Below are 13619 nucleotides of genomic sequence, written 5' to 3' on the forward strand. Positions count from 1 at the left end.
TGACCCCGCCCGGGGCCGCCGCAGGACCGGGCGCTGCCCGATCGTGTAGTGCGCACGTCTCCTTCGACGCTGGACAGGACGGCGCCGGTGTGCCTGGCGGCCACCCGGGACACGAGGCGGTGGTGTGGCGCAACCGGTTCATCATGCTGCTGGACCGGGCCCCGATGCCGATCGCCATCGCCGACACCGCGGGCGTGGTGCTGATGGTCAACCCGGCCTTCGCCGGACTGTGGCGGCAGCGCCCCGGCCAGCTGCGCGGCCGGGACCTGCTGGACCTGTTCGACCCGCGCGACAAGGACCAACTGCTGCGCATCTACGAGGCGTTGCGGCACGGCCGCCGCTCCCGCTACCTGCTGCCGGTGACGCTGCGGGACGCCGGGCAGGCGCCGCGTGACGCCGTGGTCACCGTCGACCCGGTCGGCGACGAACCCGACGAACCCCCGGCGCTGCTGGTCACCCTGCGCGAGGAGGAGGCCGCCGCGCCGGCGCCGCCCGCCCGCCCGGCCGGGGTGACCCTCGGCGTACGCGAGGGCCAGGTGCTGGCCCTCGCCGCGGCCGGCGCCACCAACGCCGCGATCGCCCGCGCCCTCGACCTCACCGTGGACGGGGTCAGCTACCACCTGTCCCGGCTCTGCCGCCGCCTCGGCGCCCCCAACCGGGCCGCGCTGGTGGCCCGGGCCTACGTGCTCGGGGTGCTCGACCCGCACGCCTGGCCACCGGAGCCGGCCAGGGGCGGGTGATCGCCGCCGGGTCTTGTCCGGACGCGACGACTCGTCCGGCCTGGGTCCCGCCGCGAAGGAGCGCCCGTGTCCGTCACCTCCCACCGCCACGCCCTCGTCATCGGAGCCTCCCGGGGTCCCGGGGCCGCGGTTCCCGGTCCGCGACGGCGGGACCGTCCCGTGGTGAGGCTCCCCGGGGGGCGTCGCCGGGCCGGTCAGGACTGGGCGAGCCGTTCGAGCAGGGCGGTGGCCTCGTGCAGGGTGCGGCGCTCGTCGGGGTCGAGCAGGTCGCCGATGGCCTGGGCGAGCCAGTTGCGCTTGGCCTGGCGCACCGAGCCGAGGCCGCGCCGTCCGGCGGGGGTGAGGGAGACGACGATCTGCCGCCCGTCGGTCGGGTGCGGGGTGCGGCGCAGGAAGCCGCGTTCCTCCAGCGCGGCCAGGGTCAGCCGCATCGACTGCGGCCGGACGTGCTCGGCCCGGGCCAGCGCGGCCGTGGTGGCCGGTCCGTCGCGGTCCAGCCGGCTGAGCACCGAGCGCTGGGTGGGGGTCAGCTCCCCTTCCGGGGACTCCGCCCGCAGCCGGCGCATCAGGTGTCCCACGGCCACCGACAGCTCGGCCGCGGCCTCTTCGTCGGCGGTGGCTCCGGCGCGGCGCGCTCGGGCCCGGGCGGTGTCGGTGTGGTCGGCCATGCGGCCAGGGTAAGGGAGAGAAGGTAACCTTGCAAGGTTGCCTGTGTAGTGGGCCCCGTCGGCCGCGTGTGCGTTCCGGCCACCACCCTACGGATCCGGGCGGTCCGCGTCACGCCCGGAGCGCGTCCCGCCGCGCCGCGCCGGCCGTGCCCCGACGCCCTATTGCCACACCCCCCTCGCCCCTCTTACGTTCATCTCTCCTGGCCGAGGCTCTACGGGCGTAGAACCGACATGGGCCCTGGCTGACGCTGCGTCAGAGGAGGTGCCGGATGGGCACGGTCGTACGCGCCGCGCTGGTTCAGGCGAACTGGACCGGGGACACCGCGTCGATGGTCGCCAAGCACGAGCAGTACGTACGGACGGCGGCGGCCCAGGGGGCGAAGGTCATCGGCTTCCAGGAGGTCTTCAACGCGCCGTACTTCTGCCAGGAGCAGAGCGACGAGCACTTCCGGTGGGCCGAACCGGTGCCGGACGGGCCCACCGTGCGCCGGATGCGCGACGTCGCCCGGGAGACCGGCACGGTGATCGTGGTGCCCGTCTTCGAGAGCGACGGCCCCGGGTTCCACTACAACACCGCCGCCGTCATCGACGCCGACGGCAGCTACCTCGGCAAGTACCGCAAGCACCACATCCCGCAACTGCCCGGATTCTGGGAGAAGTTCTACTTCCGCCCCGGCAACCTCGGCTGGCCGGTGTTCGACACCGCGGTGGGCCGGATCGGGGTCTACATCTGCTACGACCGGCACTTCCCCGAGGGGTGGCGCGCCCTCGGGCTCGCCGGGGCCCAGCTGGTCTACAACCCGTCGGCCACCTCGCGCAGCCTCTCGTCCCACCTGTGGCGGCTCGAACAGCCCGCCGCCGCCGTCGCCAACCAGTACTTCGTCGCCGCCATCAACCGCGTCGGCCGGGAACCCTACGGCGACAACGACTTCTACGGCACCTCCTACTTCGTCGACCCGCGCGGTGAGTACGTCGGCACCCCCGCCTCCGGCACCGAGGAGGAACTGCTCGTCCGCGACCTGGACTTCGGGCTCGTCGAGAGCGTCCGGCAACAGTGGGCGTTCTACCGCGACCGGCGACCGGAGGCGTACGGCGACCTGACGGGGGCCTGATCGTTATGGCAGCCATGAGCCCCGACAGCGTCCACACCGCCCTGTACGCCCGCCACCGGGCCGTCATGCCCGACTGGCTGGCCACCTACTACCGCGCCCCCATCGAGCTGACGCACGGCGAGGGACGCCACGTCCAGGACGCCGAGGGCCGCCGCTACCTGGACTTCTTCGGCGGCATCCTGACCACCATGACCGCCCACGCGCTCCCCGAGGTGACCCGCGCGGTCGCCGCGCAGGCGGGCCGCGTCCTGCACTCCTCGACGCTCTACCTCAGCCGCACCGCCGTCGAACTCGCCGAGCGCGTCGCACGGTTGTCCGGCATCCCCGACGCCCGGGTCTTCTTCACCTCCTCCGGCACCGAGGCCACCGACACCGCGCTGCTGCTGGCCACCGCCCACCGCCGCTCCAACCAGGTGCTCGCGCTGCGCAACAGCTACCACGGCCGCTCCTTCTCCGCGGTCGGCGTCACCGGCAACTCCGCCTGGTCGCCGACGAGCCTGTCCCCGCTGCAGACGTACTACGTGCACGGCGGGGTGCGCACCCGGGGCCCGTTCGCGCATCTGACGGACGCGGAGTTCACCGCGGCGTGCGTGGCCGACCTGGAGGATGTGCTCGGCCAGACCGCGGGTCCGGTGGCCGCGCTGATCGCCGAACCGGTGCAGGGCGTCGGCGGGTTCACCAGCCCGCCCGACGGACTGCTGGCCGCCTTCCGCCGGGTGCTGGACCGCCACGGCATCCTGTGGATCAGCGACGAGGTGCAGACCGGCTGGGGGCGCACCGGCGACCACTTCTGGGGGTGGCAGGCGCACGCCCAGGCCGGGCCGCCGGATCTGCTCACCTTCGCCAAGGGCCTCGGCAACGGGCTGTCCATCGGCGGGGTGGTGGCCCGCGCCGAGGTGATGAACTGCCTGACCGCCGGCTCCATCTCCACCTTCGGCGGCAGCCCGGTCACCACCGCCGGCGCCCTGGCCAACCTCACCTACCTGCTCGAACACGACCTCCAGGGCAACGCCCGCCGGGTCGGCGGCCTGCTGCTCACCCGGCTGCGGGCGGTCGCCGCCGGCTCCCCGCTGGTCCGCGAGGTCCGTGGCCGGGGCCTGATGATCGCCCTGGAACTGGTGCGTCCCGGCACCGGGGAACCCTGGGGCGCGGCGGCGACCGAGGTGCTGGAGGCGGCCCGCGAGGGCGGGCTGCTGCTCGGCAAGGGCGGCCGGGAGGGCAACGTGCTGCGCATCGCCCCGCCGCTCACCCTGACCGTGGCCGAGGCCGAACAGGGCGCGGCCATCCTGGCCGCCGCCCTGGACCGGGCCGGCCGCCGGCTCGACGAGGAGGCCGTCCGATGACCCGTACCCTCATCCGCGGCGGCCTGGTGGTCACCGCGGCCGACGAGATCCACGCCGACGTGCTCATCGAGGGATCACGGGTGGCCGCGCTCGCCGCCTCCGGCAGCCACGCCGCGGCCGGCTGGACCGCCGACCGGGTCGTCGACGCCACCGGCCGCTACGTGCTGCCGGGCGGGGTGGACGCCCACACCCACATGGAGATGCCGTTCGGCGGCACCCGTTCCAGCGACACCTTCGAGACCGGCACCCGGGCCGCCGCCTGGGGCGGCACCACCACCATCGTGGACTTCGCCATCCAGTCCGTCGGCGGCTCGCTGCGGGCCGGACTCGACGCCTGGCACGCCAAGGCCGACGGACGCTGCGCGATCGACTACGGCTTCCACATGATCCTCTCCGACGTCACCGAGGCGTCGCTGGCGGAGATGGACGCCCTGGTGGCCGAGGGGGTGACCTCGTTCAAGCTCTTCATGGCGTATCCCGGGGTCTTCTACAGCGACGACGGGAAGATCCTGCGGGCGATGCAACGGGCCGCCGGCAACGGCGGGTTGATCATGATGCACGCGGAGAACGGCATCGCCATCGACGTGCTGGTCGAGCAGGCGCTGGCGGCCGGCCGCACCGACCCCCGGTACCACGGTGAGGTGCGCAAGGCGCTGCTGGAGGCGGAGGCGACCCACCGGGCCGTGCAGCTCGCCCGGGTCGCCGGGGCGCCGCTGTACGTGGTGCACGTCTCGGCCGCCGAGGCCGTCGCCGAGCTGTCCGCCGCCCGCCAGTTGGGCCTGGACGTCTACGGCGAGACCTGTCCGCAGTACCTGTTCCTCTCCGCCGACGACCTGGCCCGGCCGGGGTTCGAGGGCGCCAAGTACGTCTGCTCCACGCCGCTGCGCCCGGCCGAGCACCAGGAGGCGCTGTGGCGGGCGCTGCGCACCGACGACCTGTCGGTGGTCTCCACCGACCACTGCCCGTTCTGCTTCACCGGCCAGAAGGACCTCGGCCGGGGCGACTTCTCCAAGATCCCCAACGGGCTGCCCGGCGTCGAGCACCGGATGGACCTGCTGCACCAGGCCGTGGTCGAGGGGCGCATCTCGCGCCGCCGGTGGATCGAGCTGGCCTGCGCCGCCCCGGCCCGGATGTTCGGCCTCCACCCGCGCAAGGGCACCATAGCCCCCGGCAGCGACGCCGACATCGTCCTCTACGACCCCGCGGCCACCCAGACCCTGTCGGCCGCCGGACACCACATGAACGTCGACCACTCCGTCTACGAGGGCCGGCGGATCACCGGCCGGGTGGAGACCGTGCTCAGCCGCGGCGTACCGGTGATCGAGGAGCGCCGCTGGACCGGCCGGGCCGGACACGGCCGCTACCTGCCGCGCGCCGTCGGCACCTACCCGCGCCAGCCCTGACCCCGGTCGCCCCGCCGGGCCGCACCCACAGAAAGGCCGGAGATGGACTTCGGACTCGTCCTCCAGACGGACCCGCCCGCATCCGCCGTGGTCGGCCTGATGCGCCGGGCCGAACGCCACGGCTTCCGCCACGGCTGGACCTTCGACTCCGCGGTGCTGTGGCAGGAGCCCTACGTCATCCACAGCCGCGTCCTGGAACACACCGACCGGCTGATCGTCGGCCCGATGGTCACCAACCCGGCCACCCGCTCCTGGGAGGTGACCGCCTCCACCTTCGCCACCCTCAACGAGATGTACGGCAACCGCACGGTCTGCGGGATCGGCCGCGGCGACTCGGCGGTGCGGGTGGCCGGCCGCGAACCGGTGACCCTGGCCCGCCTCGGCGAGGCGATCACCGCCATCCGCGACCTGGCCGAGGGGCGCGAGGCGGTGGTGGACGGCACGCCGCTGCGGCTGCCCTGGGTGCGCGACGGCCGGCTGCCGGTGTGGATGGCCGCCTACGGGCCCAAGGCGCTGCGGCTCGCCGGCCTCCTCGCCGACGGCTTCATCCTCCAGCTCGCCGACCCCTATCTGACCGAGTGGATGGTGAAGGCGGTGCGGGACGCCGCCCGCGAGGCCGGACGCGACCCGGACGCGGTGACCATCTGCGTGGCCGCCCCCGCCTACGTCACCGACGGCTCCGCCCGGGCGCTGGCCCACGCCCGCGAGCAGTGCCGCTGGTTCGGCGGCATGGTCGGCAACCACGTGGCCGACCTGGTCGCCCGCTACGGCGAGTCCGGCGCCGTCCCCGCCGAGCTGACCGAGTACATCAGGGAACGCGAGGGGTACGACTACGCCCACCACGGACGGGCCGGCAACCCCGACACCGACTTCGTGCCCGACGCCGTGGTCGACCGCTTCTGCCTGCTGGGCCCGGTGGAGGAGCACGTCGCCAAGCTCACCCGGCTGCGCGAGCTGGGCGTCGACCAGTTCGCGCTGTACGCCATGCACGACGCGATCGTTGAGGTGATCGACGCCTACGGCCACCACGTCATCCCGCGGCTGGCCCGGTGAGGCCCGGCACGGCGACGAACCGCGAACGGATCACCCGGCGCGCACCCCGCCCGGGGCGTCTGGCACGGTGGGGGCGTGACGACGGACGCGGTGGTGGTCGGGGCGGGGCCCAACGGGCTGACGGCGGCGGTGGAGCTGGCCAGGGCGGGGCTGACGGTGGAGGTCTTCGAGGCGGCGGGGACCGTCGGCGGCGGGGCGCGCACCGAGGAGCTGACGCTGCCCGGGTTCCGGCACGACCCGTGCTCGACGGCGCACCCGTTCGGCGCCGGCTCGCCGGTCTTCAACGCGCTGCCGCTGGCCCGGCACGGGCTGGAGTGGGTCCACCCCGACCTGCCGGCCGCGCACCCGTTCCCGGACGGCCGGGCCGCGGTGGTGGCCCGTACCGTCGGGGCCACCGCCGCCTCGCTGGGCCCCCGGGACGCCGGGGCGTACCGTCGGCTGTTCGAGCCGTTCACCGGCCACTGGGACGAGCTGGCCCGGGACTTCTTCCGGCCGCAGTGGCTCGGCCTGCCCCGCCATCCGCTGCGGTACGCGCTCTTCGGGGCAGTCGGCGCCTGGCCGCTGGCGGTGCTCGCCCGCCGGTTCCACGGCGAACTCGCCCGCGGGATGCTCGCCGGGGTCGCCGCCCATCTGATCGGGCCGCTGTACGGGCCGGGGACGGCGGGGGCCACCATGATGTTCCTGCTGGCGGCGCACTCGGTGGGCTGGCCGTTCGCATGCGGCGGCTCCCAGGCGATCTCCGACGCGCTCGCCGCCCACCTGGCCGAACTCGGCGGCACGGTGCACACCGGGGTGACCGTCACCTCGCTGGCCGAACTGCCGCCCGCCCGCGCCTACCTGTTCGACACCTCGCCCACCGCGCTGGCCCGCATCGCCGGGCTGCGCGGCGCCTACCGCTCGGTGCGCTACGGACCCGCCGCCTTCAAGATCGACTACGCGCTGGACGGCCCCGTGCCGTGGACCTCGCCGCAGGCCGCCCGGGCCGGAACGGTCCATCTGGGCGCCTCCTACCAGGAGGTGGCCACCGCGCTGGCCGCCGCCACGCACGGCCGCGCCCCCGAGGTGCCGTTCGTGCTCACCGCCCAGCCCAGCCTCTTCGACCCCACCCGGGCGCCGGCCGGCAAGCACGTCTTCTGGGCCTACGGGCACGTGCCCAACGGCTGGCGCGGCGATCTGACGTCCGCCATCGAGCGGCAGATCGAGCGGTTCGCCCCCGGGTTCACCGACCGGGTGCTGGCCCGCGCGGTCGCCGGCCCGGCCGAACTGGCCGCCCGCAACGCCAACTACGTCGGCGGCGACATGCTGTGCGGCTCGGCCGCCGGACTGCGGCTGCTGATCCGCCCCGTCCTGCGCCGCGTCCCCTACGCCACCGACGACCCGGCGGTCTTCCTGTGCTCGCAGGCCACCCCGCCCGGCCCCGGGGTGCACGGGATGTCCGGCCACCACGCGGCCCGCACCGTCCTGCGCCGACTGGGGGTGCGCCCGCGGCCGCTGCCGTCCACCGCGTCCTGACACGAACGGGCACCCCGGAACTGACTCGCCGGTAAGCTTACGTGAAAGTAAGAAAAGTGCCCGAGCCGGACGCAGCCAGAAAGGTGCCCGCCATGGCCGCCAGCGATGAACTCGACCTCGCCACGCTCGACTTCGGCAAGGTGGAGCCCGCGCAGTTCGCCCGCATCGTCAAGGAACTGCCGGGGCGCCGGCTCACCGAGTTCATGGCCGGCGAACACCGCAGGCGGGTGCTGGACGAGCTGTTCCGGCGCATGGCGACCCTGGTCAAGCCGAACGCCGCCGTCGGCCGCAGCGTCCTGGTCCGCTGGCGGATCACCGGCGCCGGCTACGGCACCGACACCTACGAGACCGCCATCGCCGACGGCCGCTGCGAGGTCACCGGCGAGGCCACCGGCCGCACCCCCGACCTCACCCTCACCATGGCCGCCCCCGAACTGCTCAAACTCGCCTCCGGCAACGCCTCCGGGCCCACCTTGTTCTTCACCCGCAAGCTCAAGGCACAGGGCGATCTGCGGCTGGCCGGCGGCCTGATGCACTTCTTCGACATCCCGCGCCCCTGACGGGGGTTGCCGCGGCGCCGTGTGGTGAATCGTTTCCCTGAGCGCAGCGCACCCGCCGACCCAGGGAGCAGCCTTCGTGTTCACCACCCGCCCCACCCTGCAGGGCACCTTCGGCATGGTCTCGTCCACCCACTGGATCGCCTCGCAGTGCGCGATGGCGGTGCTGGAGGAGGGCGGCAACGCCTTCGACGCCGCGGTGGCCGCCGGTTTCGTCCTCCAGGTCGTCGAACCCCACCTCAACGGACCGGCCGGCGAGGTGCCGGTCGTCCTCGCCCCGGCGGGCGGCCCGGTACGGGTGCTGTGCGGCCAGGGACCGGCCCCGGCCGGCGCCACCGTCGAGCACTTCACCACCCTCGGCCTCGACCACGTCCCCGGCACCGGACCGCTGGCCGCCGCCGTCCCCGGCGCCTTCGACGCCTGGCTGCTCCTGCTGCGCGACCACGGCACCAGGACGCTGCCCGAGGTGCTGCGGTACGCCGTCCACTACGCCGAACACGGCCACCCGGTGACCGAGGCCGAGGCGGCCACCATCGGCGCGGTACGCGAACTGTTCACCACCGAGTGGACCACCTCCGCCGCCGTCCACCTGCCCGGCGGACGGCCGCCCGCCCCCGGCACGCGGCTGCGCAACCCCGCCCTCGCCGCCACCTGGCGCCGGCTGCTCGCCGAGTCCGAGGCGGCCGGCGGCAGCCGGGAACGCCGCATCGACGCCGCCCGCCGCGCCTGGCGCGAGGGGTTCGTCGCCGAGGCCGTCGCCGCCTTCGCCGCCCGCCCCGCCCTGGACACCTCCGGTGAGCGCCACGCCGGCGTGCTCACCGGCGACGACCTGGCCCGCTGGTCCGCCGGGTACGAGGACCCGGTCACCTTCGACTGGCACGGCTGGACGGTGGCCAAGGCCGGCCCCTGGTCCCAAGGCCCCGTGTTCCTCCAGCAACTCGCCCTGCTCCCCGGCGACTTCGACGCCCTCGAACCCGGCACCGCCGAGTACGTCCACACCCTCGCCGAAGGCGCCAAGCTCGCCCTGGCCGACCGCGACGCCTGGTACGGGGACGCCGCCGAGGTGCCCCTGGCCGACCTGCTCGACCCCGGCTACAACGCCGCCCGCCGCCGGCTCGTCGGCGACCACGCCTCCCGTGAACTGCGCCCCGGCAGCCCCGGCGGACGCACCCCGGTACTCCCCGCCGCCGTCCGCCCCGGCACCGCGCGGGGGCGGCGACCGGACGCCATGAGCGTGGCCGGCGCCGGCGAACCCACCACCGGCACCCCCTGGGCCGGACAGCCGCGGACCGGCCCGGACGGCGCCACCCGGGGCGACACCTGCCACCTCGACGTGGTGGACCGCTGGGGCAACATGGTGGCCGCCACCCCCAGCGGCGGCTGGCTCCAGTCCAACCCGGTCGTCCCGGAACTCGGCTTCCCGCTCGGCACCCGGCTCCAGATGACCTGGCTGGAGCCGGGGCTCCCGGCCACCCTCACCCCCGGCCGCCGCCCCCGCACCACCTTGACCCCCTCGCTCGCGCTGCGCGACGGGGAACCCGTGCTCGCCTTCGGCACCCCCGGCGGCGACCAGCAGGACCAGTGGAGCCTGCACTTCTTCCTCGCCGTCGCCCGCCGCCCCGCGGTACGCGGCGGACCCGACCTGCAAGGCGCCGTCGACGCGCCCGGCTGGCACACCGACAGCCTGGTCAGCTCCTTCCACCCGCGCACCTGGCAGCCCGGCGCCCTCACCGTGGAGTCCCGGTTCGGCGAACCGGCCGTCGCCGGACTGCGCCGCCGAGGACACCGGGTGACCGTCGGCGGCCCCTGGACCGAGGGCCGGCTCTGCGCCGTCGCCCGCGACCCCGCCACCGGGACGCTCTACGCGGCGGCCAACCCGCGCGGCATGCAGGGGTACGCGGTCGGGCGGTGAGGGCGCGGCGCGCCCCCGGTCAGCGGAACCCCTCGGCCAGCAGCAGCGCCAGATCCAGGTAACGCTGCCGGGTCTCGGCCGACAGCAGCCCCGGATCCGGGACGCGCCGGGCGGCCAGCCCCAGGTCGTAGGGGAGGGTGACCACGGCGTGGCCGCGCCGGGTGTAGTGGCCGGCCAGGTCGCGCGCGGACTCCTCGCTGCCGTGGTGGCGGGAGACGACGACCACGTCTCCGGGCCCGGGGTACGGCAGCTCCGCCCTGGCCCCGGGCGTGGGCACCAGGACGTACTGCTGGATCCCGGTGGCGGAACCGGGGAACACCGCGTGGTCGCTGCCCGCGTCGACGATCAGGATCCGGCACCCCTGGCTCGCCGCGTCCAGCGCCCGGGCGTACGCCTCCGGGGTCGTCCCGGGGCGCCGGGAGACCAGCAGCACCCGCAGCCCGGACGGGTGCGTCACGGCCGACGTCTCCACGTCCCACCAGTTCGAGGAGGCCAGTTCGGACAGGGACACCGGGGTCCGCGCCGGTCCCCCGAGGGCCGCCGGGTCGTCGGTGAGCAGCAGCACCCCGCCGCCGCGCACCGCGGCCAGGAAGGACGCGAGGACGAGCGCCACCGTCCGCGTCCCGGCGAACCGGCGACCGCCCACCACGGCGATCCGGTGGCACCCCGCCACCGGGGTGCGGACCTGGTCGGCCTGGCGTTGCAGCGTCGCCTTGGCCCACGGTGCCCGGCGGCGCGGGAGCCACAGCTCGGCGGGGTCGGGCACGCCGGGCGCCGCCGGGGGCGGGGACGGCTCGGCGGGGGCGGCGCCGGACGGCTCGCCGAGCTTCCCGACGGCCGGCCGGGGCGGCTTGCGCAACTCCGTACCCGGCCGCTGCGGCGGGCTCGGCGATCCGGCGAACGCGTCGGCGATCCGGCGCGCCGTGGGCCGGGACCCGGGCACCCCGGAGGCACAGCTCAGCAGCAGGTCACGCAGGTCGATGTCGTCGTCGGCCTGCAACAGCAGTGCGGCGCGCAGCACTTCGGGGTAGTCGATGTTGCGGGCCTCCCCGGTCGCCATCGCCACCAGGACCCGGCCCAGCGCCGAGACGTCGTCGGCGGCGGTCGCCGTACGGCCCGACGGACCCGCGCCGCGCCCGTCGATCGCCACGTGCTCCCAGCCGACCAGCCAGGGCCCCGACGCGGTGAGCCGGAAGCGGCTCAGGCCGAGCGCGCCGTGCACCATGCCCTCCTGGTGACACAGGGCCACCCCTTCCGCCAGCAGCCGGGCCAGGGTGCGGAACGCCGGCCTCGGCCACAGCGCGCCCGCCTCGGCGCCGATCTCGTCCAGCCCCGTCCCCAGCGGGTCGTCGCCGCCGGCCGCCCGGAACGCGACCCACGGCCGCGCCGCCCCGGTGTCCGCGTCCACCAGCACCGGGGCGAAGCGTCCGGCCATCCGGCGCAGCGCCTCCGCCTCCCGTTCCGCCGTGGCGCGTCCGCTGTAGACGTTGCGGTACACCTTGACCACCGCCAGGTCGCCGTCCGCGTCCTCGGCGAGGTAGTGGCTGTACTGGAACTCGGCGCTGTCCCGCGCCCGGACGGTGAACGGGCCCACCACCGCCGGGTCCGAGGTACGCGGCCGTTCCCACCGCCGCCGGGTCCGCCGGCCGGAGGCGGCGGCCAGCAGATCCGCCAGCGAGTCCGGCCACTCGCCGGCCTCCGGCGCCTGACGCTCCACCGCCACCCCGGCCCCCAGCCGCGCCATCATCCGCTGCCCGGCCAGCGCGAACGGGCGGGCGTGCGCGGGGAGCCGGGCCAGGCCGTCGGGGTGGGCGAGCCAGGCGGGGAAGTCCGGGGCGTGGCCGGAGAGTTCGGCCAGCCGGGCGGAGACGGCGCGGCCGGTGCCGACCAGTTCGGCCGCGGGGACGGTGTCGAGTAGGATCTCCCGGTCGCGTTCGGTGAAGTCGAAGCCGGACTCGCGGGGCGAGACGCCCGCGCCGGACGAATCCGTACGGCGCATCAGCCCGCCCAGGAACACCTCCGCCAGGTGGGCCGTCTCCACCCGTACCGCCGACTGCACCAGCCGCATCACCGGCACCGACACCGGTGCCACCGCGGCCAGATGGGCGGCGAGCCGGTACGCCTCCGGCGAGGCCGCGTTGCGGAACCGCAGCACCGGGTCGGCGGCCGGGGCCGCGGCGCCCGCCGCCGGGGACCGGGGCACCACGGTCGGCTCCCGGCTCAGCAGCGGCAGCACCGCGCTGCCACCGGGCGAGGCCACCAGCCGTGCCCACCGGGCCACCGCGAGCGGCTCCGGCTCCAGCACCGGCACCGGCATCCCCTCGAACCGGACGAGTTCGGCCGGGAGCACCGGATCGGTCACCGTCCAGGCGGCGTTGGCCGCACCGCGCTGACGCACCGTCACCCGCCAGTCGGCCGCCCGGATCCCGGAGGCCGGCCACATCCGGGCGGGCAGCGCGTGCACCACCGCGACCGGGCCGAGCCGCGCCCAGCCGTCGAGCACCGGCCACATCCGCCCGTCCCGCCACGCCGGGCCCACCCCGTCGCTGACCACCAGCACCAGCGTCTGCCCGGTCGGATCGGCGGGCACGGCCGGGGAGAGCACGGGCGAGCCGGGCGCGAACGGCCGCCCGCGCAGCACCGGCCCGCCCGCGCACCGGCTGTCCAGGCCGAACACCCGGACCGTACGGAACGCTCCCAACCGCTCCAGCAGCGCCCGCAGTTCGACGGCGAGCCGGTGCCACAGCAGCATCGACAGCCCGTCGTCCACCACCAGCACCAGGTCGAGCCAGCGTTCCCGGGCCGGCCGCAGCACCACGTCCGGCAGCCCGGTCTCGGCGAGCGCCGCCGCCGTCGCCGCCTCGTCCAGCTCCCACCCCCGGGTCCGTGGCCGACGCTGCTTGAGCGGGCGCAGCGACCGGCCGAGCCCCAACTCCGTGCCGCGCAGCGCCTTTTCCTCCGGAACCCGCACCGGCAGCGCCTTCGGCCGGGCCGGACGCGGCGCGGCGGGCGGGACGGCGTCCGGGGCCGGCCGCGGGGCACGCACCGCGGGCCCGGAGTGCAGCGCCCCCACCGCCGCGGCCCCCGGCGTCGGTTCCGTCCCCGCCTCCGCCTCCTCGGGCACCGGCCCGCCGGACGGCGCGGCCCCGGGCACACCGGACCCCGCCACCTGACCGGCCACCGGCCCCACCGCCCGGGCCAGCGGCGCCGAGGCGTCCGCCGGGAGCCGGCCCGCCAGCCACAACGCGTCCAGCAACTCCACCGAGGACAGCTCCACCCCGCACCGGCCGAGCAGCCGCCGCAGCCGTTCCGGCACCGG

At 75.7% G+C, this 13619-nt stretch carries 10 protein-coding genes; 8 read left to right on the top strand and 2 right to left on the bottom strand.

Going from position 1 to position 13619, the window contains the following annotated elements; all coding sequences use genetic code 11:
• Window positions 1–89 precede the first annotated feature (89 nt).
• Window positions 90–740, top strand: a complete 651-nt coding sequence (locus SCATT_RS22870) for a LuxR C-terminal-related transcriptional regulator (RefSeq protein WP_014145543.1) — start codon at window positions 90–92, stop codon at window positions 738–740.
• Between the two features lie 194 nt (window positions 741–934).
• Here SCATT_RS22870 and SCATT_RS22875 read toward each other — a convergent pair whose 3' ends face one another.
• Window positions 935–1408: a MarR family winged helix-turn-helix transcriptional regulator gene (locus tag SCATT_RS22875; protein ID WP_014145544.1), complete on the bottom strand. Its 474-nt coding sequence runs from the start codon at window positions 1406–1408 to the stop codon at window positions 935–937.
• Between the two features lie 269 nt (window positions 1409–1677).
• Between SCATT_RS22875 and SCATT_RS22880 the strand changes: the two genes are divergently transcribed.
• From SCATT_RS22880 to SCATT_RS22910, 7 genes are all read left to right on the top strand, one after another.
• A complete protein-coding gene (locus SCATT_RS22880; protein ID WP_014145546.1) occupies window positions 1678–2520 on the top strand; it encodes a nitrilase-related carbon-nitrogen hydrolase in 843 nt (280 codons plus the stop codon).
• A gap of 14 nt (window positions 2521–2534) precedes the next feature.
• A complete protein-coding gene (locus SCATT_RS22885; RefSeq protein WP_014628547.1) occupies window positions 2535–3863 on the top strand; it encodes an aspartate aminotransferase family protein in 1329 nt (442 codons plus the stop codon).
• Complete coding sequence (hydA, locus tag SCATT_RS22890; protein WP_014145548.1) at window positions 3860–5266, top strand: dihydropyrimidinase; 1407 nt, start codon at window positions 3860–3862, stop codon at window positions 5264–5266. The genes SCATT_RS22885 and hydA overlap by 4 nt, the downstream gene beginning before the upstream one ends.
• Before the next feature lie 42 nt (window positions 5267–5308).
• Complete coding sequence (locus tag SCATT_RS22895; RefSeq protein WP_014145549.1) at window positions 5309–6319, top strand: TIGR03842 family LLM class F420-dependent oxidoreductase; 1011 nt, start codon at window positions 5309–5311, stop codon at window positions 6317–6319.
• A gap of 75 nt (window positions 6320–6394) precedes the next feature.
• Window positions 6395–7831 (top strand): phytoene desaturase family protein, encoded by a 1437-nt coding sequence (locus SCATT_RS22900; protein ID WP_014145550.1) that lies wholly within the window; start codon window positions 6395–6397, stop codon window positions 7829–7831.
• Between the two features lie 92 nt (window positions 7832–7923).
• A complete protein-coding gene (locus tag SCATT_RS22905; protein WP_014145551.1) occupies window positions 7924–8391 on the top strand; it encodes an SCP2 sterol-binding domain-containing protein in 468 nt (155 codons plus the stop codon).
• Between the two features lie 76 nt (window positions 8392–8467).
• The gene (locus SCATT_RS22910; protein ID WP_014145552.1) at window positions 8468–10300 is read left to right on the top strand and encodes a gamma-glutamyltransferase family protein; all 1833 of its coding nucleotides are present in this window, start codon (window positions 8468–8470) and stop codon (window positions 10298–10300) included.
• Between the two features lie 19 nt (window positions 10301–10319).
• Here SCATT_RS22910 and SCATT_RS22915 read toward each other — a convergent pair whose 3' ends face one another.
• On the bottom strand, window positions 10320–13616 hold the full coding sequence (locus tag SCATT_RS22915; protein WP_014145553.1) for an SAV_2336 N-terminal domain-related protein: 3297 nt from the start codon (window positions 13614–13616) through the stop codon (window positions 10320–10322).
• Between the last annotated feature and the right edge of the window lie 3 nt (window positions 13617–13619).

It is taken from the genome of Streptantibioticus cattleyicolor NRRL 8057 = DSM 46488 (assembly GCF_000240165.1).
GTDB lineage: Bacteria > Actinomycetota > Actinomycetes > Streptomycetales > Streptomycetaceae > Streptantibioticus > Streptantibioticus cattleyicolor.